Origin of the sequence: Paenibacillus sp. PK3_47 (assembly GCF_023520895.1) — a bacterium.
Classification (GTDB): domain Bacteria; phylum Bacillota; class Bacilli; order Paenibacillales; family Paenibacillaceae; genus Paenibacillus_AQ.
On sequence record NZ_CP026029.1, the window covers coordinates 2073103 to 2098493 of the forward strand.

Annotated in this window: 24 protein-coding genes and 1 other annotated feature; of the genes, 1 reads left to right on the forward strand and 23 read right to left on the reverse strand. The window is 50.5% G+C overall.

The window, feature by feature from the left end; translation table 11 throughout:
- Nucleotides 1–124 precede the first annotated feature (124 nt).
- The 20 genes from rpoC to C2I18_RS09555 form a co-directional block, all read right to left on the reverse strand.
- Nucleotides 125–3736, reverse strand: coding sequence for a DNA-directed RNA polymerase subunit beta' (gene rpoC / locus C2I18_RS09460; RefSeq protein WP_249900946.1), 3612 nt, complete (start codon nucleotides 3734–3736; stop codon nucleotides 125–127).
- A gap of 104 nt (nucleotides 3737–3840) precedes the next feature.
- Entirely contained in the window at nucleotides 3841–7386 is a 3546-nt protein-coding gene (gene rpoB, locus C2I18_RS09465) for a DNA-directed RNA polymerase subunit beta (RefSeq protein WP_249900947.1), read from the reverse strand.
- A 418-nt stretch (nucleotides 7387–7804) separates the two neighbouring features.
- Nucleotides 7805–8407 carry a class I SAM-dependent methyltransferase gene (locus tag C2I18_RS09470; protein ID WP_249902059.1) on the reverse strand — a complete coding sequence of 201 codons (603 nt, stop codon included), beginning with the start codon at nucleotides 8405–8407 and terminating at the stop codon, nucleotides 7805–7807.
- A gap of 135 nt (nucleotides 8408–8542) precedes the next feature.
- A complete protein-coding gene (rplL, locus tag C2I18_RS09475; protein WP_249900948.1) occupies nucleotides 8543–8905 on the reverse strand; it encodes a 50S ribosomal protein L7/L12 in 363 nt (120 codons plus the stop codon).
- Between the two features lie 64 nt (nucleotides 8906–8969).
- A complete protein-coding gene (rplJ, locus tag C2I18_RS09480) occupies nucleotides 8970–9473 on the reverse strand; it encodes a 50S ribosomal protein L10 (protein WP_249900949.1) in 504 nt (167 codons plus the stop codon).
- Nucleotides 9474–9537: 64 nt separating this feature from the next.
- Nucleotides 9538–9689 (reverse strand) — a sequence feature (ribosomal protein L10 leader region).
- Nucleotides 9690–9757: 68 nt separating this feature from the next.
- Nucleotides 9758–10450, reverse strand: coding sequence for a 50S ribosomal protein L1 (gene rplA, locus C2I18_RS09485; protein ID WP_249900950.1), 693 nt, complete (start codon nucleotides 10448–10450; stop codon nucleotides 9758–9760).
- Between the two features lie 81 nt (nucleotides 10451–10531).
- A complete protein-coding gene (gene rplK, locus C2I18_RS09490; RefSeq protein WP_042131235.1) occupies nucleotides 10532–10957 on the reverse strand; it encodes a 50S ribosomal protein L11 in 426 nt (141 codons plus the stop codon).
- 75 nt (nucleotides 10958–11032) lie between these two features.
- Nucleotides 11033–11566: a transcription termination/antitermination protein NusG gene (nusG, locus tag C2I18_RS09495; RefSeq protein WP_020427084.1), complete on the reverse strand. Its 534-nt coding sequence runs from the start codon at nucleotides 11564–11566 to the stop codon at nucleotides 11033–11035.
- Between the two features lie 21 nt (nucleotides 11567–11587).
- Nucleotides 11588–11779 (reverse strand): preprotein translocase subunit SecE, encoded by a 192-nt coding sequence (secE, locus tag C2I18_RS09500; RefSeq protein WP_249900951.1) that lies wholly within the window; start codon nucleotides 11777–11779, stop codon nucleotides 11588–11590.
- A 20-nt stretch (nucleotides 11780–11799) separates the two neighbouring features.
- Nucleotides 11800–11949, reverse strand: coding sequence for a 50S ribosomal protein L33 (gene rpmG / locus C2I18_RS09505; RefSeq protein ID WP_074086515.1), 150 nt, complete (start codon nucleotides 11947–11949; stop codon nucleotides 11800–11802).
- Between the two features lie 378 nt (nucleotides 11950–12327).
- Entirely contained in the window at nucleotides 12328–12972 is a 645-nt protein-coding gene (sigH, locus tag C2I18_RS09510) for an RNA polymerase sporulation sigma factor SigH (RefSeq protein WP_020427086.1), read from the reverse strand.
- Between the two features lie 163 nt (nucleotides 12973–13135).
- A complete protein-coding gene (locus C2I18_RS09515; protein WP_249900952.1) occupies nucleotides 13136–13657 on the reverse strand; it encodes an NYN domain-containing protein in 522 nt (173 codons plus the stop codon).
- 2 nt (nucleotides 13658–13659) lie between these two features.
- Nucleotides 13660–14421 carry a 23S rRNA (guanosine(2251)-2'-O)-methyltransferase RlmB gene (gene rlmB / locus C2I18_RS09520; RefSeq protein ID WP_249900953.1) on the reverse strand — a complete coding sequence of 254 codons (762 nt, stop codon included), beginning with the start codon at nucleotides 14419–14421 and terminating at the stop codon, nucleotides 13660–13662.
- Between the two features lie 33 nt (nucleotides 14422–14454).
- The gene (locus C2I18_RS09525) at nucleotides 14455–14892 is read right to left on the reverse strand and encodes a Mini-ribonuclease 3 (protein ID WP_249900954.1); all 438 of its coding nucleotides are present in this window, start codon (nucleotides 14890–14892) and stop codon (nucleotides 14455–14457) included.
- Nucleotides 14889–16295 (reverse strand): cysteine--tRNA ligase, encoded by a 1407-nt coding sequence (cysS, locus tag C2I18_RS09530; RefSeq protein ID WP_249900955.1) that lies wholly within the window; start codon nucleotides 16293–16295, stop codon nucleotides 14889–14891. The genes C2I18_RS09525 and cysS overlap by 4 nt, the downstream gene beginning before the upstream one ends.
- A gap of 55 nt (nucleotides 16296–16350) precedes the next feature.
- Nucleotides 16351–17040, reverse strand: a complete 690-nt coding sequence (gene cysE, locus C2I18_RS09535; RefSeq protein WP_249902060.1) for a serine O-acetyltransferase — start codon at nucleotides 17038–17040, stop codon at nucleotides 16351–16353.
- 456 nt (nucleotides 17041–17496) lie between these two features.
- Nucleotides 17497–18960, reverse strand: a complete 1464-nt coding sequence (gene gltX, locus C2I18_RS09540; protein ID WP_249900956.1) for a glutamate--tRNA ligase — start codon at nucleotides 18958–18960, stop codon at nucleotides 17497–17499.
- A gap of 56 nt (nucleotides 18961–19016) precedes the next feature.
- On the reverse strand, nucleotides 19017–19505 hold the full coding sequence (gene ispF / locus C2I18_RS09545) for a 2-C-methyl-D-erythritol 2,4-cyclodiphosphate synthase (RefSeq protein ID WP_249900957.1): 489 nt from the start codon (nucleotides 19503–19505) through the stop codon (nucleotides 19017–19019).
- Between the two features lie 2 nt (nucleotides 19506–19507).
- Nucleotides 19508–20200: a 2-C-methyl-D-erythritol 4-phosphate cytidylyltransferase gene (gene ispD / locus C2I18_RS09550; protein WP_249900958.1), complete on the reverse strand. Its 693-nt coding sequence runs from the start codon at nucleotides 20198–20200 to the stop codon at nucleotides 19508–19510.
- Between the two features lie 93 nt (nucleotides 20201–20293).
- Complete coding sequence (locus C2I18_RS09555; protein ID WP_249902061.1) at nucleotides 20294–21382, reverse strand: PIN/TRAM domain-containing protein; 1089 nt, start codon at nucleotides 21380–21382, stop codon at nucleotides 20294–20296.
- Nucleotides 21383–21594: 212 nt separating this feature from the next.
- On the opposite strand from C2I18_RS09555, the gene C2I18_RS09560 reads away from it, so the two are divergent.
- Nucleotides 21595–21990, forward strand: a complete 396-nt coding sequence (locus C2I18_RS09560; RefSeq protein ID WP_249900959.1) for a nucleoside triphosphate pyrophosphohydrolase family protein — start codon at nucleotides 21595–21597, stop codon at nucleotides 21988–21990.
- Nucleotides 21991–22100: 110 nt separating this feature from the next.
- Here C2I18_RS09560 and pssA read toward each other — a convergent pair whose 3' ends face one another.
- From pssA to radA, 3 genes are all read right to left on the reverse strand, one after another.
- On the reverse strand, nucleotides 22101–22838 hold the full coding sequence (pssA, locus tag C2I18_RS09565) for a CDP-diacylglycerol--serine O-phosphatidyltransferase (RefSeq protein ID WP_249900960.1): 738 nt from the start codon (nucleotides 22836–22838) through the stop codon (nucleotides 22101–22103).
- Between the two features lie 65 nt (nucleotides 22839–22903).
- The gene (gene disA / locus C2I18_RS09570) at nucleotides 22904–23980 is read right to left on the reverse strand and encodes a DNA integrity scanning diadenylate cyclase DisA (RefSeq protein WP_249900961.1); all 1077 of its coding nucleotides are present in this window, start codon (nucleotides 23978–23980) and stop codon (nucleotides 22904–22906) included.
- A 13-nt stretch (nucleotides 23981–23993) separates the two neighbouring features.
- Nucleotides 23994–25361 (reverse strand): DNA repair protein RadA, encoded by a 1368-nt coding sequence (gene radA / locus C2I18_RS09575; protein WP_249900962.1) that lies wholly within the window; start codon nucleotides 25359–25361, stop codon nucleotides 23994–23996.
- Nucleotides 25362–25391: the final 30 nt, after the last annotated feature.

Sequence of the window (25391 nt, forward strand, 5' to 3'; positions counted from 1 at the left end):
TAGCATTATCAGCAGATGATGTCAAGAATATCAGATAATATTTTTATCATTATTTATAACATGCAGCCGCGTCACAGATTTTGAGGGCTGTGACGCGTAAAAACTGCTTGTTATAAACAAATTATTATTCGGCCGGAACCGTTTCTAAAGCCTCTTGCTCGCTTTCTTCATTCGGATCGTTCAGCTTCACATTGCGGTAGCGGTTCATACCTGTACCTGCTGGGATCAGCTTACCGATAATAACATTTTCCTTCAGACCCATGAGTTTATCTACCTTGCCTTTGATAGCAGCATCCGTGAGGACACGGGTAGTCTCTTGGAACGACGCAGCAGACAGGAATGAATCCGTCTCAAGGGAGGCCTTGGTAATACCGAGCAGAACCGGTTTGGCGACTGCAGGCTCATTCCCCGAGAGAATAGCTTCCTTGTTGGCTGCTTCAAATTCAGGAATGTCCGCAAAAGAGCCTGGCAGGAGATTGGTATCCCCGGCATCGATAATACGGATCTTGCGCAGCATTTGCTTAATCATAACTTCAATGTGCTTATCGTTGATTTCAACGCCCTGGTTACGGTATACACGCTGTACTTCCTGCAGAATGTAGTTCTGTACCCCGCGGATACCTTTGATGCGCAGCATTTCTTTAGGGTCGATCGAACCGTCTGTCAGCTCATCCCCAGCCTCAATCTCCTGGCCTTCGCTGACACGCAGACGCGAACCGTAAGTGATGGAATAGGTTTTGGATTCAGCTTCACCTTGAACCTCGATTTCACGGCGGTCCTTGGTTTCACGGATTTCCTTGATTACCCCGTCAATTTCACTGATTGTAGCCTGACCTTTAGGGTTACGGGCTTCAAACAGCTCCTGGATACGCGGCAAACCTTGCGTGATGTCATCACCGGCAACCCCCCCGGTATGGAACGTACGCATTGTAAGCTGGGTTCCCGGCTCACCGATGGATTGTGCGGCAATAATACCGACAGCTTCCCCGATTTCCACGAACTTGCCTGTAGCCAGGTTACGTCCGTAGCACTTCTTGCAGACCCCGTGACGGGCACGGCAGCTCAGGACAGAGCGGATTTGCAGTTTGGTTACGCCAGCATTAACAATCTCCTCAGCCTTGTCGGAGTCAATCAGATCGTTACGGTGAACGATGATTTCCTTCGTCTCAGGGTGACGGACAGTTTCGAAGGAGTAACGGCCTTCAATACGGTCATACAGATCCTCGATAACTTCCTTGCCGTCCTGGATACGAGCAACGGTGAAGCCTTTATCCGTACCGCAATCCTCTTCACGGACGATTACGTCTTGAGCCACGTCTACGAGACGGCGGGTCAGGTAACCGGAATCCGCTGTACGCAGCGCTGTATCGGCCAGACCTTTACGCGCTCCGTGCGTCGAGATAAAGTACTCGAGGACGGTTAGACCTTCACGGAAGTTCGCTTTGATCGGCAATTCGAAGATCCGGCCTGAAGGTGTGGCCATCAGTCCGCGCATACCGCCCAGCTGGGTGATCTGCGATTTGTTACCACGCGCTTTGGAATCTACCATGAGCATGATGGAGTTGAAACGGTCCATCGATTTCAGGAGCACGTTGGTAAGGTCGTCCTTCGTCTTCGACCAGATCTCAATTACGCGGTCATACCGCTCGTCATTGGTGATCAGACCGCGGCGATATTGGTTGGCAACCACATCAACCTTGGCTTCGGACTCTTTCAGGATGGTAGCTTTCTCTTCCGGCACGATAACGTCGGATACGGCAACCGTAACCCCTGAACGTGTGGAATAAGTAAAGCCCAGCTGTTTGATTCTATCCAGAACCATGGATGTCTTGGTAGTGTGGTAAGTTTCGAAGCAGCGGGCGATAATCAAGCCCAGATACTCCTTACCTACAGCACTTGCATCCGGAGCGTTCATAATGAGCTCGCGGATATCCGCACCCTTTTCATAGATAAAGTATTTCTCAGGTGTACCTTGCAGCAAGTTGGCTTTGGTAGCTTCGTTGATGTAAGGGAAACTGCTTGGATAAATTTCATTAAAGATAATCTTACCAATCGTAGTGATCAGCATTGCACCTTGCTGCTCTTCCGTAAAGCTGGTTTTGCCCAGTGCCTTAACAGGAATAGCCACACGCGCATGCAGACCAGCCGTTCCGCGCTGGTAAGCAGATACTGCTTCATTAACGGTACGCAGGATCATACCTGTGCCCTTTTCTTCCTTGTTGTCCATGGTCAGGTAGAATGTACCGAGGACCATATCCTGGGAAGGTGTTACAACCGGTTTGCCGTCCTTAGGGTTAAGGATGTTACCGGAGGCCAGCATCAGGAGACGGGCTTCCGCTTGCGCTTCAGCTGACAGAGGAACGTGCACCGCCATTTGGTCACCGTCAAAGTCGGCGTTGTAAGCCGTACATACGAGCGGGTGAAGACGGATTGCATGGCCTTCTACCAGGATCGGTTCAAACGCCTGGATACCGAGTCTGTGCAGCGTAGGGGCACGGTTCAGCAGAACCGGGTGCTCTCTGATTACTTCTTCAAGCACATCCCAAACTTCAGGGCTTACACGTTCTACTTTACGTTTTGCACTCTTAATGTTGTGAGCCAGGCCTTTGTTAACCAGTTCTTTCATTACGAACGGTTTGAAGAGCTCAAGCGCCATTTTCTTCGGAAGTCCGCACTGGTACATCTTGAGGTATGGTCCTACAACGATAACGGAACGTCCGGAGTAGTCAACCCGTTTACCGAGCAAATTCTGACGGAAACGCCCTTGTTTACCTTTGAGCATATGGCTGAGCGATTTGAGCGGACGGTTACCAGGACCCGTTACAGGGCGGCCGCGGCGGCCGTTGTCGATCAGAGCATCAACAGCTTCCTGAAGCATCCGTTTCTCATTCTGCACGATAATATCAGGAGCACCGAGATCAAGCAGTCTCTTCAGACGGTTGTTACGGTTAATAACACGGCGGTACAGGTCATTAAGGTCAGACGTAGCAAAACGGCCGCCATCGAGCTGAACCATTGGGCGCAGTTCCGGTGGAATAACCGGGAGCACATCCATGATCATCCAGTCAGGCTTGTTGCCGGAGTTGCGGAATGCCTCAATAACTTCCAGACGTTTGATCGCCCGGTTGCGGCGTTGGCCTTGGGCCGTGCGCAGCTCTTCTTTGAGGAATTCCAGTTCTTTTTCGATATCAATGTCCTGGAGCAGCTTCTTCACAGCTTCAGCACCCATGCCCGCCTGGAATCCGTAGCCGTACTTCTCTCGGTAGCTGCGGTATTCTTTTTCGGACAGCAGCTGTTTCTTCTCCAGCGGTGTTTCACCCGGATCCGTTACAACATAAGATGCGAAGTAGATGATCTCTTCAAGCGATCTCGGGGACATATCCAGAGCCAGACCCATACGGCTAGGAATACCCTTGAAATACCAGATATGAGATACCGGAGCTGCCAGCTCAATGTGACCCATACGTTCACGGCGAACCTTGGCACGGGTAACTTCAACGCCGCAGCGGTCACAGACTACGCCTTTATAACGGACGCGCTTGTATTTACCGCAGTGGCATTCCCAGTCTTTTTGAGGCCCGAAAATACGCTCGCAGAACAGACCTTCTTTTTCCGGTTTCAATGTACGGTAGTTAATGGTTTCCGGTTTCTTTACTTCTCCGCGGGACCAAGAACGAATTTTTTCCGGTGAAGCAAGCCCGATTTTCATAAATTCAAAATTGTTAACGTCCAACAAGGAGCAACCCTCCTTAACCTATATCCTGATTTAGTACCGGAGGCCCTCCCTTGACGTTAATCAAAAGAGGGCACGGTTCTTTTAAATGAAATTGTGGTACCAGACTACTCTATTCCGACTTCTGCGCCTTCCAGATTGAGGCTCAGCTTGTCGCCTGACGTCTCATCCTCATCATCCAGTTCCTTCATCTCGATCTCCTGCTCGTCGCCGCTGAGGATCTTAACATCCATACCAAGCGACTGCAGCTCCTTGATGAGTACCTTGAAGGATTCCGGAACACCCGGTTCTGGAACATTCTCACCTTTGACGATCGATTCGTACGTCTTCACACGGCCAACCACGTCATCGGATTTCACAGTCAAGATCTCTTGCAGTGTATATGCAGCGCCGTATGCTTCAAGCGCCCAAACTTCCATTTCCCCGAAACGCTGTCCGCCGAACTGCGCTTTACCGCCGAGCGGCTGCTGGGTAACGAGTGAGTAAGGACCCGTGGAACGGGCATGGATTTTATCGTCAACCATGTGCGCCAGCTTGATCATGTGCATGACACCGACAGTAACTTCACGCTCAAAGCGCTCTCCTGTCCGGCCGTCGTAAAGCACAGTCTTACCATTGCGCTGCATGCCTGCTTCTTCCATAGTGTCAAACACGTCATTCTCGCGGGCCCCATCGAATACCGGAGTAGCCACATGGATACCCAGCTGCAGTGCAGCCATACCCAAGTGAACCTCCAGCACCTGACCGATGTTCATCCGCGAAGGAACGCCCAGCGGGTTCAGGACAACCTGTACCGGAGTACCGTCCGGAAGGAACGGCATATCCTCTTCAGGCAGGATACGGGCTACGACACCCTTGTTACCGTGACGTCCGGCCATCTTGTCACCTTCAGAAATCTTACGTTTCTGGGCGATGTACACACGGACCAGCTGGTTCACGCCTGGAGGCAGCTCATCGCCGTTCTCGCGGGTGAATACTTTGACGTCAACAATAATACCGTCACTGCCGTGAGGAACGCGCAGCGAGGTGTCACGCACTTCACGTGCCTTTTCACCGAAGATAGCATGCAGGAGACGTTCTTCTGCAGTCAGCTCGGTTACACCCTTAGGAGTAACCTTACCTACCAGAATATCGCCGGTATTGATTTCAGCACCGATGCGGATAATTCCGCGCTCATCCAGATTGCGGAGCGCTTCTTCACCGACATTCGGAATATCACGTGTAATTTCTTCAGGTCCCAGCTTTGTGTCACGGGCTTCGGATTCGTATTCCTCGATGTGAATCGAAGTGTACACATCTTCCTTAACCAGCTTTTCACTCAGCAGGATCGCATCCTCGTAGTTGTAGCCTTCCCATGTCATGAACGCAACAACTACGTTGCGGCCCAGAGCAAGTTCGCCCATTTCCGTGGATGGTCCGTCTGCCAGGATGTCACCCTTCTTAACAATGTCCCCTCTTTTAGCCAGAGGACGCTGGTTAATACAGGTACCTTGGTTCGAACGCATAAATTTGTGTAATTTATATTTAACGATATCGCCTTTAACTTCCTTGCCGTCGACGGCTTCGACGCGGCGCAGCCAAATTTCATTGGCCGAGGAACGTTCGATAATACCGTCATACTTGGAAACAATACATACGCCCGAATCCTTAGCGGATTTATGTTCCATTCCCGTACCGACAAGCGGAGCCTTCGGAATAAGAAGCGGAACGGCTTGACGCTGCATGTTCGATCCCATCAGTGCGCGGTTGGAGTCATCGTTCTCAAGGAACGGAATGAGCGCCGTTGCGACCGATACAACCTGTTTTGGCGATACGTCCATGTAATCAACACGATTACTTGGCATTGTTGTGATGTTGTCCGAGTCTTTGTTGTAACGGACGATAACCATGTCTTCCTTGAACGTACCATCTTCTTCGATCTGCACATTCGCCTGGGCAACTACATAGTTATCTTCCTCATCGGCAGTCAGATAGTCGATTTGTTCCGTAACCTTCCCGGTCTTCGGATCTACCCAACGGTATGGAGCTTCGATAAAGCCATACTCATTGATGCGGGCAAAAGTCGACAGGGAGTTGATCAAACCGATGTTCGGACCTTCCGGAGTCTCGATTGGACACATGCGGCCGTAGTGACTGTGATGGACGTCACGAACTTCAAAGCCCGCGCGTTCCCGGGTCAGACCACCAGGTCCGAGTGCCGACAGACGGCGTTTGTGTGTAAGCTCAGCAAGCGGGTTCGTCTGGTCCATAAACTGGGACAGCTGCGAACTTCCGAAGAACTCTTTAATCGACGCAATAACCGGACGTATGTTGATCAGTGCCTGCGGTGTAATCGCATTGGCGTCCTGAATCGACATTCTTTCACGCACTACGCGTTCCATACGGGACAGACCTATACGGAACTGGTTCTGCAGAAGCTCACCTACAGAGCGCAGACGGCGGTTACCCAAATGGTCAATATCGTCAGTGTTGCCGATACCGTGCAGCAGATTAATAAAGTAGCTGATTGAGGATATAATATCAGCCTGAGTAATATGCTTGACCGATTTGTCGATGTTGCCGTTGGCAATCAGCTTGATAACCCGGCCTTCTTCGATTGGCGAGAATACGTCAATCGTCTGCAGCGGGATGTCTTCGCTGTCCATAACTCCGCCCGTTACACGGTAAGTTTTGGCTGCAACATCTTTTTCAAAATAAGGAATCAGCTCATCAAGCAAACGGCGGTCAACCATTTGACCGGATTCAGCCAGGATTTCTCCTGTAGCTTCATCGACCAGGTTTTGAGCCAGACGCTGATTGAACAGACGGTTCTTAATGTGCAGCTTTTTATTGATTTTGTAACGGCCGACATTGGCCAGATCATAACGTTTTGGATCAAAGAAACGGGCTACCAAGAGACTCTTGGCATTGTCCAGTGTCGGCGGTTCGCCCGGACGCAGACGCTCGTAAATTTCAATCAGCGCCTTCTCCGTAGAATCCGTGTTGTCTTTATCCAGCGTATTGCGAATATATTCATCATTACCAAGCAGTTCCAGAATCTCAGCATCACTGCCGAAACCAAGAGCACGCAGAAGCACGGTCACCGGAATTTTACGGGTACGGTCGATACGGACATACATGATGTCCTTAGCATCCGTCTCCAGCTCCAGCCAGGCTCCGCGGTTAGGAATTACTGTGGCGGTGTAGGTTTTTTTGGCGTTTTTATCCACTTTAGTGCTGAAATAGACGCTTGGAGAGCGAACCAACTGGCTGACAATAACCCGTTCCGCACCATTGATAATAAAAGTGCCGGTCTCCGTCATCAGCGGGAAATCTCCCATGAACACTTCCTGCTCTTTGACCTCACCGGTCTCCTTATTAATGAGCCGTACCTTCACCCGCAGAGGAGCCGCATATGTTACGTCCCGCTCTTTCGCGTCGTCAACCGTATATTTCGGTTCACCCAGGCTGTAATCAATGAACTCAAGCACCAGATTACCTGTGAAATCCTGGATCGGCGAGATGTCTTGAAACATTTCACGCAACCCTTCCTCCAAAAACCAGTCATACGATTTTTGTTGGATCTCGATCAGGTTCGGGACCTCGAGTACCTCGTTAATTCTCGCATAGCTCCGCCGAGTGCGTCGACCATACTGAACAAGATGTCCTGCCAACTTTACTCACCCCTCATGTCTACTCACTTAAAAATTGATTGCGAACCCTTGTTTGGAACCGTATAATGGAACCATAACACAAGGATTCAGCCATAAATAAAGAAAAGCCCTTATCGAAATCTTTCGAAAAAAGAGCGCATCTATCCACGGCCAAAATACTCCTTATCCAGTAGATTTGCCCAAAACGTACGTATTATACGTCCCCAAGCAACAGTTTATGCGCCATTACCCATCCCCAGGCGATTTCTTCACCGTGATAGTAACATGTAATACTGCTTACGCACAAACTTGCCGAACGGCATGCGCTTGCCGGCGACAATATATCACTTGACATTTCAGCAAACTAAAGACATGGAGCCTAGCTTAATACTGACATTTTATAATAATACCACTAACTATATTACGTGTCAATGGTAAATCAACTATTTTTTTGTGCTTTTATGATACGGTATCCCTTATCCTTACCCACTTCTTCAACTTCCGCGAACATACTTTCCAGTTTGGCTACCGCTGACGGTGCCCCCTGCTTCTTCTGAATCACTATCCACAGGCTGCCGCCTTCATTCAAATGCTCATAGGCCTGCTCAAAAATCTGGTGTACTACAGCTTTACCTGCACGGATCGGCGGATTAGTGAGTACCACATCGAACTTCTGGCCTTGGACGGCTGAGAACACGTCACTCTCCTTAACCGTGACATTGTGTACCCCATTCAACTGTGCATTCTCGCGCGATAATTCTACTGCCCGGCTGTTAATATCTATCATGGTGACATGACCACCCGGATTAAGTATAGCTGCGCTAATTCCTATAGGCCCGTAACCACAGCCGACGTCCAGTACTGCAGAACCATTGGGGATTTCCATCGCTTCGATCAGAGCACGGCTGCCGTAATCAATATCCCCTTTGGAAAATACACCGGCATCACTGGTAAACCGCAGGTTTTTTCCTCTGAGCACCGTAGTTAGCGTACGTCTGTCATGACGCGCTTCGGGCTGCTGGGAGTAATAGTGCTGCGACATAAGATCCTTCCCTTCACTTGGTGAAAATACGGGTGAAAGCGCCTTGTATACAGCAACCCCCTTGAACAAGTTCAAGGGGGTTGCATAAACCGGAAGGAAGACCTTCCTTCCGGGGCATTACCTTATAGCAAAGAACTATTTTACTTCTACAGCTGCGCCTGCTTCTTCCAATTTTGCTTTGGTAGCTTCGGCATCTTCTTTGCTTACTTTTTCTTTGATTGGTTTTGGTGCGTTGTCTACGAGGTCTTTAGCTTCTTTCAAGCCCAGGCCTGTGATTTCGCGAACGATTTTGATAACGTTGATTTTGGAAGCGCCAGCGCTTGTCAATACCACGTCAAATTCGGATTGCTCTTCAGCAACTGCAGCAGCAGCGCCGCCGCCTACTGCAACTGGAGCTGCAGCAGTTACGCCGAATTCTTCTTCGATTGCTTTAACCAGGTCGTTCAGTTCCAGTACGCTCATGCCTTTAATTGCTTCCAAGATTGCTTCTTTACTCATGGTTGAACCTCCATTTTATAATTAAATTTGTTTGTGTTCTTGTTATGATGCCAGAGTCAAAGGCTTACGCGCTTTGCTCTTCTTTCTCAGCGACTGCTTTAACTGCAAGCGCGAAGTTGCGCATTGGAGCTTGAAGCACGCTAAGCAGCATGGAGAGCAAACCTTCGCGGGAAGGAAGTTCTGCCAGTGCCTTGATTTGGTCTTCGTCCACAACACGGCCTTCTACTACGCCGCCTTTAAGCTTCAGAGCGTCATTCTTCTTAGCGAAGTCGTTCAGAATCTTGGCAGCTACTACTGCATCAGTTTCACTGAATGCAACAGCTGTAGGACCAGTCAGAACTGCGTCCAGTTCAGTCAGCTCAGCCGCAGCAGTTGCGCGGCGAAGCAATGTGTTCTTCAGGACTTGAAATTCAACGCCAGCTTCACGAAGCTGCTTACGCAGTTCAGTTACTTGCGAAACGTTCAATCCGCGGTAGTCAGCAACAACAGTAGAAACACTGTTTTGCAGTTTGCCGGTAACAACATCAACCGCATCCTGTTTAGCTTGGATTACTTTTGCATTTGCCAATTGTGTACACCTCCTGAAAATTTATGTGACGGCGTTTCCTCGAATGAATCCCCGCCGTTCCTACGCAGGCATTAGAAAAGCCTCCGCAGAATCACGAAGGCTTGATAAAAGGAAAGTCACAGGCGTCGCCTGGCACTTCTTATTTCTATCACAACACCTCGGTAGGAAATTAAGCCTTGCGGCACCTACTGTCTACGGTAAGCATATTCAAGTTCAAGAATGATCACCTTAATATTTACAACTGTTATAGATTATCAGAGATAACTCCAGGAGTCAACCCCTAATTATCTGTAAGCAGCTGTGCTCACGCGAGCGCTTGGTCCCATAGTGGAAGAAATCGCGATGCCCTTAAGGTATACACCTTTAGCAGCAGCCGGTTTCGCACGGTTCAAAGCATCGATAAGAGCTTTAAGGTTCTCGTTCAGTTGTTCAGGGTTGAAAGACACTTTGCCGATAGGCGCGTGAATTTGACCCGCTTTGTCGAGACGGTATTCGATTTTACCGGCTTTGATTTCTTGCACAGCCTTGGTAACGTCGAAAGTAACGGTGCCGGCTTTAGGGTTAGGCATGAGGCCTTTACCACCGAGCAGACGTCCCAGTTTACCGACTTCACTCATCATGTCAGGTGTAGCTACGCAGACATCAAATTCAAACCAGCCTTGTTGGATTTTGTTGATCATATCTTGATCGCCAACATAATCCGCGCCAGCAGCTTCTGCCTCTTTCGCTTTTTCACCTTTTGCAAATACAAGCACGCGTTGTGTTTTACCAGTGCCGTGAGGCAGGACAACAACACCACGAACAGCTTGGTCTTGTTTACGCGGGTCTACACCCAGACGAACTGCTGCTTCAACGGTTTCGTCGAACTTGGCAGTTGCCGCCTTTTTCACAAGCTCTACAGCTTCTGAAGGCTCGTAAGTTGCTTCGCTGTTGATCAGCTTAGCAGATTCTTGGTATTTCTTACCATGTTTAGCCATGAAAATGTTCCTCCTTTGTGGTGTTAGCGGAAATTCCTCCCACATATTGCGGTCATGAATGACCGTTGTACCGAATACTTATTAGTCTTCGATAGTGATACCCATACTGCGGGCAGTACCTTCAACCATACGCATTGCAGCTTCAACAGATGCAGCGTTCAGGTCAGGCATTTTTGTTTCGGCGATTTCACGAACCGCTGCGCGGCCGATTTTCGCTACTTTTTTCTTGTTTGGTTCACCGGATCCTTTTTCTACTTTAGCAGCAATGCGAAGCAGAACGGCAGCCGGAGGAGTTTTAGTGATGAAAGTAAAGGAACGGTCTTCAAACACTGTAATTTCAACCGGGATGATCAGACCAGCCTGGTCAGCTGTACGAGCGTTGAATTCCTTACAGAATGCCATGATGTTGACACCTGCTTGACCTAACGCCGGACCTACTGGAGGCGCTGGATTCGCTTTCCCTGCAGGAATCTGCAGTTTCACCATTTTGATAACTTTTTTAGCCATTAGTGACACCTCCTTGCAAAAATAGTGGTATTCGAACGACATAATGCGTTCTCCCACAAGAAACCCTTACTACTGTTATATTTTCTCCACTTGAGTGAAATCCAACTCCAGCGGGGTTTCCCGTCCAAACATGTTGACGTGTACCTTGATCTTGCTCTTGTCAGCCAAAATTTCTTCCACGGAGCCCACAAAATTCGCAAAGGGACCGACCATAATACGTACGGATTCCTTGATTTCGAAATCAATCTTCGCTTTAGGTTCAACCATGCCCATATGCTTCAGAATTTGCTCAACCTCTTCCGGAAGCAAAGCGGTAGGCTTGGACCCGGAACCTGTCGAACCGACAAATCCGGTAACGCCCGGCGTATTGCGGACAACATACCAAGAATCATCAGTCTGAACCATTTCGACTAAAACATAACCAGGGTAAACTTTACGCATGACAGTTTTTTTCTTGCCATCCTTGTTTACCAGCTCTTCTTCCATAGGAACAAGAACGCGGAATATTTTGTCTTCCATGCCCATGGACTCAACGCGTTTTTCCAAATTGGCCTTAACCTTATTCTCATACCCGGAATAGGTATGAACAACATACCATCTTTTTTCCATACCAAGCCACCTTGGACCTCTCTAAATAATCGCTTCAATTACAGCGGAAATGATGATGTCCAGAACCCAGAAGTAAACAGCGATAACTACAATAGTACCGAAAACGATCATTGAATAGTTTTTCAGCTCTTTACGGCTAGGCCAGCGAACCTTCTTAAGCTCGCTCCAGCTCTCAGTGAAAAAGGAAAACAAAGACTTAAAACTACGTTTCACGCCGACTACACCTCCAAAAACTATCTGGTTTCGCGATGAGGAGTTTGCTCGTTACAGAACTTGCAAAATTTCTTCATCTCCAAGCGGTCGGGGTGATTTCGCTTGTTTTTGGTTGTCGCATAGTTTCTTTGTTTGCAACTTGTACAAGCCAAAGTGATAATTACCCGCATGATATGCACCTCCCGAAGACGTACTTCTAACTGTTAAATTAGAAGACGCAAAATTGATCCTAAAAAAAACCCGCGAATTTAGGCCTACCTAAAACACTTTAGCATAATGCCAAGCCTCGTGTCAACGAAAGATTTCCCCCATCGCACTGGGTAATTTCGGGTGTTAAAGCCGTGTGACAAACGTCGTTTACGAGCCTTGCCTTTTCCATGCAGATCGCCGTCTCTCTCGATTTGCGCTTCTTAACATTATGGAGCATTCCGGCTAAGTATAAACCTGCCCCAACGGCAGCCGGATTTTTTTCTGCTTCATGATATAAAATTCTAGCAAAGCACTAAAAAAAAGACTCGATGTCCGAGCCTTTCTAGTCCATTATATCATCAATTGTCACGCACTTCCAGATATCTTTCCAATTTCCGTTTCACCCGCTGCAGCGCATTGTCAATAGACTTTACATGCCGCTTCAAATCTTCCGCAATCTCCTGATAGGACCGTCCATCCAGATAGAGCATCAGAACCTTGCGTTCCAGATCACTCAGAATTTCAGCCATCTTATCCTCCAGGCCGATAAATTCTTCCTGGTTAATAATCAGTTCCTCAGGATCAAGCACCTGTGTACCGCAGATGACATCCATGAGCGTACGGTCTGAATCCTCATCATATATAGGCTTGTCCAGAGATACATAAGAATTGAGCGGAATATGCTTCTGACGGGTAGCCGTCTTAATGGCGGTTATAATCTGACGGGTAATGCAGAGTTCGGCAAATGCCTTGAACGATGACAGCTTGTCACCCTTAAAGTCGCGGATTGCCTTATAAAGTCCAATCATGCCTTCCTGCACGATATCTTCACGATCCGCGCCGATCAGAAAATAGGAGCGGGCCTTGGCACGAACGAAATTGCGGTACTTGTTAATAAGATGCTCCAATGCGCCACTGTCGCCACCACGGAAGATCTCGACAATTTCTTCATCGCTTATGAAATCATACTCGGACAGCATTAATTCCTTGAGGTCGACACTCACCAAGAATCCCCCCGGCTGCAACGCAAGACACATCGTTACTTTGCTAAAATATAGGACAAGTATATATTATGTTACCTTCCATCGTCAACGGTTATTGTCCAAAAACAATCTTCAATAACATTTTATGGCATTTGCCCGCGAATTACCGAATATCACGGCACTTTTATTGCCGTCTCCAGTCCTCTAACCGCTTACGCATTTCCGGCGGCAGCTTTTCCTCCAGAGAATGGCGCTTGGAGCTGATGCTCTCCGGTTCAATTGCTTTTTTGACCTGCTTCTGGTTCTCCTCAATTTCTAGCCGCAGCTCTCTGGCCGAAATCCGCAGCGCCCCTTGGGCAAAAATGACGTGCTGCTCCACAAAATCGCTGGTAGCCACGTAGATCTGCCGGCGGCGGTGGCTGAATTCCCCTACCAGCCGTTCGATGCATTCATCAGCAGTCTCTTTTTCCTTGGTGAAAAACACCTGCACCTTGCCCTGGACAAACGACCGGCCGAGTCCCGGCACACGGTAAGCATCGAACACGGCAATGACGCGCCGCCCGGAGAATGCCTGATAATCAGCCAGCAGATCCAGCAGCCGGTCGCGTGCTTCCTGCATGCCCGTCTGCGAGAGTGCCGTAAGTTCCGGCCAGCCGCCGATCATGTTGTATCCGTCCACAAGCAGCACATCCCGCCAGTCAGCCATAACTATCCCTGCTGATGCCGGCGGCGCAGCACCTCGTACATAATAACCCCTGCGGCAACCGAAGCATTGAGGGAATTGATTCTTCCGGCCATCGGAAGCTTCAGCAGCACATCGCATTTTTCCCGGATCAGCCGGCCCATTCCTTTGTTCTCATTGCCGATTACCACAGCTACCGGGCCGGTAAAAATATCCGACTCATACAGGTTTTCATTCGTGTCCACATCTGTACCGACTACCCAGACGCCGAGCTCCTTAAGACGGTCTATCGTCTGGCCGAGATTCGTCACCCTCGCAACCGGAACATATTCCACTGCTCCGGCAGAGGTCTTGGATACTGTAGCTGTAATCTGCGCGGAACGCCGTTTGGGCACAATTACCCCGTGAACCCCCGTGCAATCAGCAGTCCGCAGAATGGAGCCCAGATTATGCGGATCTTCAATCTCATCCAGCAAAATCAAAAACGGCGGTTCACCTTTCGCTTCAGCGGCAGCCAGAATATCGGACACTTCAACATAAGCAAACGGCGCAGCCTGCGCAACCACTCCCTGATGCTGCACTCCCGGTGCCAGCTGATCCAGCTTCCGTTTGTCTACATGCTGAATGACAATCCCCGCTTTTCGTGCCTCGGCGATAATCGGGGCGGTCAGATGCTTTTGCGCCGTTTCGGCTACCCAGATCTTGTTGAGTGTACGGCCGGCGCGAAGCGCTTCGAGCACCGAATGCTTGCCGGCCAGTACTTCTTCCTCAGTCTTATAATCTTCCATAGTCGTGCCTCCTGTTTTGTAACCATCACAGCCTTATTTGGCCCGGTTCATCATATACTCAATGCTGTCATGTACTAGCTTCTGTATTCTTGCCTGCTGTCCCGTGTAATACAAATATCCGATCAGACATTCAAAAGCGGTGGCATGCCGGTATTCGAGCACATCGGCATTTTTGGGGATTGAGCCTGACTTGGCGTTGCGCCCCTGGCGGGCCACATCCTTCTCCTCCTCGGTCAGCACGGGTTCCAGAAAAGCCAGAATCGTGCTCTGCGCCTTGGCTGAGACCAGCCCCGTGGCGGTCCGGTGCAGATGGTTCGGCCGGATATTCGGCAGCGATATCAGGTATTGGCGTACCGCCACCTCATAGATGGCGTCTCCTGCATACGCCAGGACAATCGGCGGGAGCAGCCGGGCTGGCTTGGATGGTTCATACGGAAACCAGGCCTCTTCTAAACGAAACTCCCCGCTCATTTACGGCGCCACCGCATTCCCTGAGGAGTATCCTCCAGCAGAATGCCTAGGCTGCCCAGCTCATCGCGGATTTCATCGGAACGTGCCCAGTTCTTATTCTTGCGTGCCTCTGCCCGCTCAGCAATCAGGCGCTCCACTTCTTCACTGGCAATCTCTTCTTCCTGTTCAGGAACCAGGCCCAGCACATTATTCATTACGGCAAAAGCTTTCAGCAGCGCTGCAAAGTCGGCAGAAGCCGTTTCGTTGTTCGCCAGCGTCTGATTAGCAAGGTTTACCCAGTCAAAAACAGCGGTAATCGCATCAGGGGTATTAAAGTCATCCTGCATTTTGGCGTGAAAGTTGCCGGTTATTGCTGCAAGCCGCTCCGCAACCGCACTGCTTGCTTCGCCTTGTACACCTTCAGGGGCAAGCTCCAGCCGGTGTTTCAAATTGCTCTCTGCCAGAGCGATCCGTTCAGCGCTTTTCTCGGCAGACATCAGAGCCTCTTCCGAGAAGTTCAGCGGATTACGGTAATGGGTGGACAGCATGAAGTAACGGATCGCCCCTGCTTTAAAACGCTGGCGGATATCCTTCACAAGCAGTCCGTTACCCAGCGATTTCGACATTTTCTCGTCTCCGATGTTGAGGAATCCGTTATGCATCCAATAATTCGACAGCGGCTTGCCGGTCAGCGCCTCTGTCTGTGCGCATTCGCATTCATGATGCGGGAACTGCAGGTCCTGTCCGCCGCCGTGAATGTCGATCGTCTCCCCCAGATACTCGCGCACCATTGCGGAACACTCAATATGCCAGCCCGGACGCCCTTCTCCCCATGGGCTGTGCCAATGAACTTCACCCGGCTTGGCTGCCTTCCACAGCACGAAATCCTCCGGCTTCTCCTTACGGGAATCCACTTCCACCCGGATACCGAACTGTAGCTCCTCCAGATTCTGGCGTGACAGCTTGCCGTAATCGGCAAATTTCCCTGTACGGTAATAGACATCTCCGCCGCTTTCATAGGCGTAGCCTTTTTCTTCAAGCTCCTTGATGAACTCAATAATCATATCCATGCTTTGCGTAACCCGCGGATTCATCGTTGCCGGCTTCACCCCGAGACCTTGCAGATCCTCCTGGTAGGCGGCAATGAACATTTCAGCGACATCCGCTACGGTAATGTTCATCTCCTCTGCCTTGCGGATCATTTTATCATCCACATCTGTAAAGTTCGTCAGATAACGGACCTCATTACCGGTCTGTTCCAGATAGTTGCGGACTGTATCAAATACGATAACCGGTCTTGCGTTTCCAATATGCATATAGCCGTAGACGGTTGGTCCGCATACGTACATTTTTACCTTGCCGGGCTCCTGGGGCACAAAAGCCTCCTTGCTGCGGGTCATTGTATTGTAGATTTGCAAAGCCATGTTGTTTTCCAATCCTTTCTGTTGTCTTACGGATTCCCAAGGAATTCCGTTAAGCTTATATTTCATAGTCAATATACTGCTGACTCTCCAGACGCCGCTGCTCGGCCTTTTGCTTGTCTTCGCCTCCGAGGCGTTCCCTGATTTCCTCAATTTCCTTCTGCAGAAAACGCAGGGAATCAACCAGCGGATCCGGCATTTTGGTATGATCCAGCCGGTCGGATACCCGTTCCCCGTTGCGCTTGACGACACGGCCGGGATTACCTACTACGGTGCTGTTGTCCGGGACTTCACGCAGCACAACTGCATTGGAGCCGATATTGCAATTATCGCCGATCCGGAACGATCCCAGTACTTTGGCTCCTGAACCGATAACTACATTATTGCCGATGGTAGGATGACGCTTTCCTTTTTCCTTACCGGTACCGCCTAGGGTAACCCCCTGATAGATAATAACATCATCACCGATCTCACAGGTTTCACCGATAACAATGCCCATCCCGTGGTCTATAAACAGTCTGCTGCCGATTGTAGCCCCGGGATGAATCTCCACTCCGGTCATGAACCTGCTGAACTGGGAAACGATACGCGCCAGAGTAAACCAGCGGCGTTTGTAAAAAGAGTGGGCGATCCTGTGCCCCCAAATTGCGTGAAGTCCGGCATAGGTAAACACAACCTCGAATCTGCTGCGGGCTGCAGGATCGTTGTCGAATACTGCCCTGATATCCGACTTGATATGCTTAAACATCACGGTTCCCCTCTTCTTCACTCCCCCCGCCTCCTGTTAACAGGTGCGCAAAAGGAAGGTATTCTCCCCTGTATCCCTCAACAAAAAACGCCCCTGCAGCATGATGCTGCAGAGGCGTGTAACCGCGGTTCCACTCTGCTTGGATGGCTGATAAGGCAGCCGTGCACGAACCCGGCCGGCCTGTTTTTCCATCCCTCTTGGCGTTGTTAACGGCAACGTCCCGGCACAGTCTAACGTCCCTTCCTGCGGGAGCGCTCAACCATGCAGCTCACAGGCGCATGTTCAGCGGCGGACAAATGAATAACTCCCAGCCTGTAAGGAGACTCCTTAGCGGTTATTCTCTCTGGCAATTGCCCGTATACGCGTACTTTTCCTGATCACAGCTCTTATAATATTCTTCTATATTAGCGAAAAGACACCGTACTGACAAGGGAATTCGCACTGCAAAGCTGCAGCCTATGCCCCTTTGATTTGTGATTTCAGACGTTCGATGACACGGTTGCGGCCCAGAAGGGCAATCGTGATATTGAGATCACGGCCATGCGTCTGTCCGGTCAAGGCGACACGGATCGGCATAAACAGCGCTTTGCCCTTATGTCCTGTCTCTTTTTGTACTTCCTTGATCAGAACCGCCATGTTGGCAGCTGTAAATTCTTCTGCTGCTTCAACCTTGGCCAGGAATGCAGAGAGAACTTCCGGCACCTGGCTCTCCGCCAGGATTTGTGCCGCTTCCGTCTCAAGCTCCACATGGCTGCGGAAGAACATGGCAGACAGCTCGACAATATCCGAAGCGGAGGTCATCTGCTCCTGATACAGCGCTACAAGGCTTTCCGCCCAGGCCTGCTGCTCCCCGCTAAGCTCTGCCGGCAGTCTTCCCGCTTTCTGCAGGTGAGGAATGGCAAGCAGCGCAATCCGTTTCGGATCAGCATTCTTGATATAGTGATTGTTCAGGTGAGCCAGCTTATTCGTATCAAATACAGCCGGGCTCTTGGAGAGGCGGTCAGCCGTAAAGATTGAAATCAGCTCTTCCCGGCTGAAGATTTCTTCTTCACCTTCCGGTGACCAGCCGAGGAGGGAGATGAAATTGAACAAGGCTTCCGGCAGATAACCAAGCTGGTCATACTGCTCAATGAACTGAATGATAGATTCGTTGCGCTTGCTCAGCTTTTTGTGGTCATCGCCGACAATCAGCGTCATATGTCCGAACAATGGCGGCTCCCAGCCAAGGGCTTCATAGATCATCAGCTGGCGCGGCGTATTGGAAATATGGTCTTCCCCGCGCAGGACATGGGAGATTTCCATCAGATGATCGTCAATGGCAACCGCGAAGTTATAAGTCGGAATCCCGTCCTTCTTCACGATGACAAAGTCGCCCATTTCCTTGGTGTTGAACGAGATGCTGCCTTTAACGATATCGTCAAAGGTGTACGTGCGGTCTTCCGGCACCCGGAAACGGATGCTGGCAACACGTCCCTCACCTTCAAAAGCCAGGCGCTGCTCCTCGGTCAGATCACGGTGCTTGCCGGAATAACGCGGGGTTTCACCGCGGGCGGTCTGTTCCTCACGCTCTGCTTCCAGCTCCTCTTCCGTGCAGTAACAGCGGTAAGCAAGACCGCGGTCAATCAGATCCTGCCAGTATATGCGGTACAGATCAAGACGTTCAGTCTGGCGGTACGGGCCGTATTCCCCTCCGACATCCACGCTTTCATCCCAGTCCACACCAAGCCATTTCAGGTACTTCAGCTGGCTTTCTTCCCCGCCGGCCACATTGCGTTTGACGTCTGTATCTTCAATCCGGATAATGAATTTTCCGCCCAGATTGCGGGCAAACAGATAATTGAACAATGCCGTTCTGGCATTTCCGATATGTAAATGTCCCGTAGGGCTCGGTGCGTAGCGCACCCGGACTTGATCAGCCATTGTATTCCCTCCGCTTCAAAATGGTTAAAATAAAGAATCAGGCCGTTCCAGCCATCTCACGATGATATCACATCTTGGATCAGGCAGACAATAGATTGTGCCGCAATTCCTTCACCGCGTCCGGCAAAGCCGAGCTTCTCGGTGGTAGTCGCTTTTACATTAACCTTGGATAGGTCTGCTTCCAGTGCCCGGGCGATAATCTCAGTCATTTCCGGGATATAAGGGGCCATCTTCGGCTTCTGTGCAATAATAGTAGAATCAATATTTCCCAGCTTATACCCGCGTTCACGGGCGAGCGCCCATACATGCTCCAGCAGCTTCAGGCTGTCCGCGTCCTTAAAGGCAGGGTCCGTATCAGGGAAATGTCTGCCGATATCCCCGAGCCCCAGCGCTCCCAGAATCGCATCGCTAACCGCATGCAGCAGCACATCCGCATCGGAGTGCCCCAGCAGCCCTTTTTCATAGGGAATGGTAACTCCGCCAATAATGCACGGTCTTCCCTCTACAAGCTGGTGTACGTCAAAGCCTTGTCCTACAGCTATCATGTCTAACCCTCTCCCCTGTTTCTTTCTGTAAACTCTGCAAAATCGAGATCCTCCGGCGTGGTGATCTTAATATTCCTGTAGCTTCCTTCTACCACAGTAACCGGAATTCCGCTGCGCTCCGCCAGACTGGAGTCATCAGTGCCGAGAAAACCGTCCCGCTCGGCTGCCCCGTACGCAGCAAGCAGGTCGGACAGACGAAAAGTCTGCGGGGTCTGAATCGCCCACAGACTTCGCCGATCCGGCGTAGACAGTACTTTTCCTGTGCTGTCCACCTGCTTGATCGTATCTTTTACCGGCACAGCAAGCACGGATGCCCCTGTCTCCCTGGCCGCCTCGTAACAGGCTGTAATCTCACTGCCCGCTACAAACGGCCGGACACCGTCATGTACCATTACCCAATTGGCCGTCAGTTCCTTCAGCCCCAGATGCACGGAATGCTGGCGCTCGGAACCGCCGGGAATAACAGCCTTCACCTTATCCAGCTTGTAGGCTTGTATCCATTCCCGGCAGCGCTCCAGGTCTTCACGTCCGGTGACCAGCACAATTTCGGAGATCAGCTCGTGCCGCTGGAATACCTCCAGAGTATGAACAATGATCGGTTTGTTCTGCAGCAGCAAATATTGCTTGCTCTCCGCCGTTCCCATGCGCGTTCCTCTACCTGCCGCCACAATCACGGCGCCTACACTGTTTGACATTCTTCTAGGCTCCTGTCCTTCACGTATATCCCCATCATAACGTGTTTGGACGGCATTTCCAACCCATATCGCGCTTGGAGGAACTTTTCAGGTCTACTGGGCCTTTTCCAGAAGCTTAGGTTTGGCAAAAATCATCCGGCCGGCAGACGTCTGCAGCACACTTGTTACCAGTACCTCCATCGTTGTGCCGATATACTCCCGTCCGCCCTCAACGACAATCATCGTTCCGTCATCCAGATAAGCAACGCCCTGTCCATGCTCCTTACCGTCCTTGATGACCTGTACAATAATTTCTTCACCCGGCAGAACAACCGGCTTCACCGCATTGGCCAGATCATTGATATTCAGCACGGACACCCCCTGCAGCTCACATACCTTGTTGAGATTGAAGTCATTGGTGACCACTTTACCATGCAGAACCTTTGCGAGCTTGACCAGCTTGCTGTCCACCTCGGAGATTTCCTCAAAATCCCCTTCATAGATGAGTACTTTTACATCAAGCTCCTTCTGGATCTTGTTGAGAATGTCCAGCCCCCGCCGCCCGCGGTTGCGCTTGAGCAGATCGGAGGAATCCGCAATGTGCTGCAGCTCCTCGAGCACGAATTCCGGAATGACAATTGTACCCTCAATGAATCCTGTTTTGCAGATGTCGGCGATCCGTCCGTCAATAATAACGCTGGTGTCGAGAATCTTATGTTCTTCCATCCCGCGTCCTTCCGGTTCTGCCGCCTGTCCCCAGCGTCCGGTGGTCCATAATGAAGCCAGTTCATCCTTCTTTTCGAGTCCGATTTTAAGCCCCATATATCCGAGAGACAGGGTCGCAGCTACCTGGAGCAGTTCCCCCGCTTTGCCCAGCCAACCCATGGCCGGATAGAGCAGCAGGGACAGCAGCAGTCCTCCCGTCAATCCTGCGGCACCTGCGGCTAATTCATTCATCGGGATCCGCGAGCAGTACATGACCGCTTCCCGCAGCTTTGAACCTGCCCAATCCGCACATAAAGTCCCTGCAAACAAAAAGATAATAGCTCCCAGCAGCGCAAATACAATGCTTCCCTCCACAGGCAAACCTGCCTCAAGCTTCCCCATTCCTGCCGGGAATCCTCTTTCTGCCGTATGGTATAGCGAATAACCGGACCAGGCTCCGCCTAAGCCGGCAAGTGTCAAGACAACTTTTTTCCACATCACCTTACGCACCTCCTTTTATCCATCCTTAAATGATCTATACCTCCCCAGTATGTTCCAATTTTCAGAACGATAATCGCAGGCTGCATTATTTTTTCTGCAGGACAAAGTTACCGCTTATGTAAGGGTTACCAGGAACTCCTATTCCCGTTGAAAAGAGGAAGGGACTCGCATATAATGAACTCAATCAAAAAGCCAGGGGTGAATGGAAAATGAGCGCACCAAGTTTACAGGCCTTTCAGGATCAAGTCTCCGAACTGCTGCTCCGTCACCGCAGTCTGCTCGATGTCATGTCCAAAAACGGGCAGAGCAGCGCATCCGTCAATCGTGCCGTCGTCAAGGCTATCACGGAATGCGGCTGCATCCAGCTGCATGCCACCAAGCAGGTATTCGAGCCTGCCCTAGGACTGGAACAGGCCAAGGAACTCGCGGGAACCCATTTGGAAGGCCAGCCGTGCGAGAACTGCCGCGAGGTGATTGCCTCGGAACTCGGCCGTGAACTGTTCTATATGTCCGCTCTTTGCAACCTGCTTGGCATTAATATGGACGAGGTTGTAGAGAAGGAGTCGCAGAAATGCGCAACGCTCGGACTGTTCAATTTATCTTAATCCCGGCTGGCTGCACCTCCGCTGGCTCTTTTCCGTTCAACAGCAAAAGGCTTTGCCTCCACTGATTTCTCAGGGATGCAAAGCCTTTTTGTGATAAAAACAGCTAAATCTTAGCCGTTCTTGGAATGGTACACCTTGTCTTCCGAACGTCTTCTGCGGCGGTGGCGGCGGCGTGCCGTCAGGCGGTCAATATTCTGCTTGAATCCGTACAGGGCATACAGCGCCAGCAGCACGAATATCATCTTGGCAATCTGTTCAGGGAATATAACTGCAATAGCTACTGCCAGCACAATCACAATCGGCGCACCGATCACCGCTTTTTTGGGCAAGCCGACTTTTTTGAAATTAGGATATTTCACTGTGCTGACCATCAGATAAGATAAGAGCAGGGTAACAACAATCATAAATGGTGCGGACAGATCTTTATTGAACAGAGCCAGCGTGGCCAGAACGCCACCGGCAGCCGGGATAGGCAGACCAACAAAATATCCGGGAATTCCCGGACGGACATTAAACCGTGCCAGACGAAGCGCCCCGAATACAGGGAAAATCGCCGTTACTGTCCAGCCAAGTGCAGGGCTGACGCTCTGCAGACTGGTAAGATATACAATTACCGCCGGTGCCACTCCAAAAGAAACGACATCGGACAGGGAGTCCAGCTCCTTGCCAAACTCACTTTCACATTTAAGCGCGCGCGCAACACGCCCATCCAGCCCGTCGAGCAGCATAGCAATAATCACCATGATAGCGGCCATGCTGTGTTTGCCGTCAAACGCCATCATGATACCAAACATTCCAAGCATCAGGTTACCGATGGTAAAAAGACTCGGAATTGATTTTTGTATCATTTCTTCACCTCAATTGTGCTTACTTTGATCCTAAAGGTAATCAACATTACGTGATTGTATGTGATTTACATTTGCCTGTCAATAAGAACTTGCTTCTGCAGACGTTTGAGACCATCCTGAATATTGCGGGCCCGGGCCTCGCCGATGCCGTCCACCTCATCCAGTTCCGCGATGCTCGCGGTCATCAGATTAGGCAGCATTTCAAACCGCTCCACCAGATTGTGAATGATCACATTCGGCAGACGCGGAATTTTGTTAAGCAGCCTGTATCCGCGCGGGGTAATAAGTTCCTCTGAAGTAATGGCTGTTGAAGAGTATCCAAGCAGACGGGCAATATGATTATCGTCCATCAGCTCATCATCTGTCGCACGCTTGAGTCCGGCAATGATCTCGCGGATTTTGTCCTCTTCCTCTTCTCTTGCATAGTCTCTGTACAGAAGCCATGCTTCTTCCTCTGTATTTCCCACCAGTTCTTCCATCTGCATACTGATCAGCCGGCCTTCATTCCCCAGCTCATTGATGTAGCGTTTGATTTCCATCTTAATCCGCAGCACCATCTCCACCCGCTGAATCACTCCCACTACCTCAGCTACAGTGACAATCCCTTCATATTCGGAAGCGGACAGATTGGTCAGGCCTTGGGTGAGCACTGCTTTGTATTTCTCCAGTGTCTGGATAGCCTGATTGGCCTTGGCCAGAATCGACCCGATTTCTTTGAGCGCATACCGGATGGAGCCCTGGTACAGTGTGATAATGTTCCGGCGCTGCGAAATGGATACGACCAGCTTGCCCGTCTGCTTGGCAACCCGTTCAGCTGTACGGTGACGGATCCCTGTCTCGATCGAAGAGATGGAGGAGTCAGGAATAAGCTGTGTATTAGCATACAGAATTCGTTTCAGATCCTCGCTCAGAATAATGGCACCGTCCATTTTGGCCAGCTCATATAAATAGTTTGGCGAAAAATCGCAGTTAATGGAAAAGCCTCCATCGACAACTTCCATCACTTCCGGACTGTATCCGACAACGATCAGCGCCCCAGTTTTTGCACGCAGCACATTCTCCAGCCCTTCCCGGAAGGGTGTGCCGGGTGCCGCCAGTCTGAGCAGATCATTCATATTTTCTAACTGACTGTGTTCTTTCATGTCCCTTTGCCCCCTAATCTAACGCGACCTTTAGTGCATCTGCTACAGTGCTGACGCCGATAATCTGGATATCCTGCGGATGCTTCCAGCCCTTCATGCTTTTCTCAGGCATAATCACTCTCCGAAAGCCGAGCTTGGCTGCTTCCTTAACCCGTGTTTCCGCACGCGACACGCCTCTGACCTCACCTGTGAGACCCACCTCACCAAAGAAAACATCGTACGGTTTGGTTGAGATATCACGGAAGCTTGAGGCGATACTGACGGCTACAGCCAAATCAATGGCCGGTTCATCCAGCTTTACGCCCCCGGCAACATTCAGATAAGCATCCTGATTCTGCAGGAACAGGCCCATCCGCTTCTCCAGAACTGCGATAATCAGCGCCATCCGCTGGTGATCCATCCCTGTGCACATTCTGCGCGGAGAGGGAAAATGGGTCGCGGCAACCAATGCCTGAAGCTCCACAAGCACCGGCCGTGTACCCTCCATACTTGCCACTACCGCAGATCCCGCTACACCGAGCGGCCGCTCTGACAGGAAGAGCTCTGAAGGATTCTCCACCTCTGTAAGTCCGATCTCACCCATTTCAAAAATGCCGATTTCATTGGTGGACCCGAAACGGTTCTTGACCGCACGGAGCAGCCGGTACGTATGGTGGCGTTCCCCTTCAAAATAAAGTACACAATCCACCATATGTTCAAGCATCCGCGGACCGGCAATTGCCCCTTCTTTGGTAACATGGCCTACCAGCACAGTGGCTATTCCGCGAATCTTGGCGATGCGCATAAACCGGGTTGTACATTCACGCACCTGTGTTACACTGCCCGGAGCACTGGTCACTTCAGGCATAAAGACAGTCTGAATAGAGTCAATGACGAGAAACTGGGGCTGAATCTGTTCAATTGCTTCCTCGATGCTTTCCATATTGGTCTCGCATAATACATATAATTCACCCGACAACGCCCCGAGGCGGTCAGCGCGAAGCTTGGTCTGACGCACAGATTCTTCTCCGGAAATATACAATACACGCAATCCTTGAGTGGTCAGCGCATGTGAGGTCTGCAGCAGCAGGGTGGATTTCCCGATACCGGGATCGCCTCCTACCAGTACAAGCGAGCCGGGGACAATGCCTCCGCCGAGAACCCGGTTAAGCTCTCCGATGCCTGTCAATATTCGCGGCTCTTTGTCACTTTCTATGTTTATGATCGATTGCGCCTTTTCTTTACTCTGAAAAATAGGTGCATTCATCCCTTGTGTTTTGACTACGCTTTCCGTTTCCTCCACCATGGTGTTCCACGCCTGGCAGCCCGGGCATTTCCCGAACCATTTTGGGGATTCGTAACCGCAATCGGTGCAGAAAAATTTTGTTTTTGCTTTAGCCATTTGGTCTCCTTACCGTCCGAACTTGCTTAA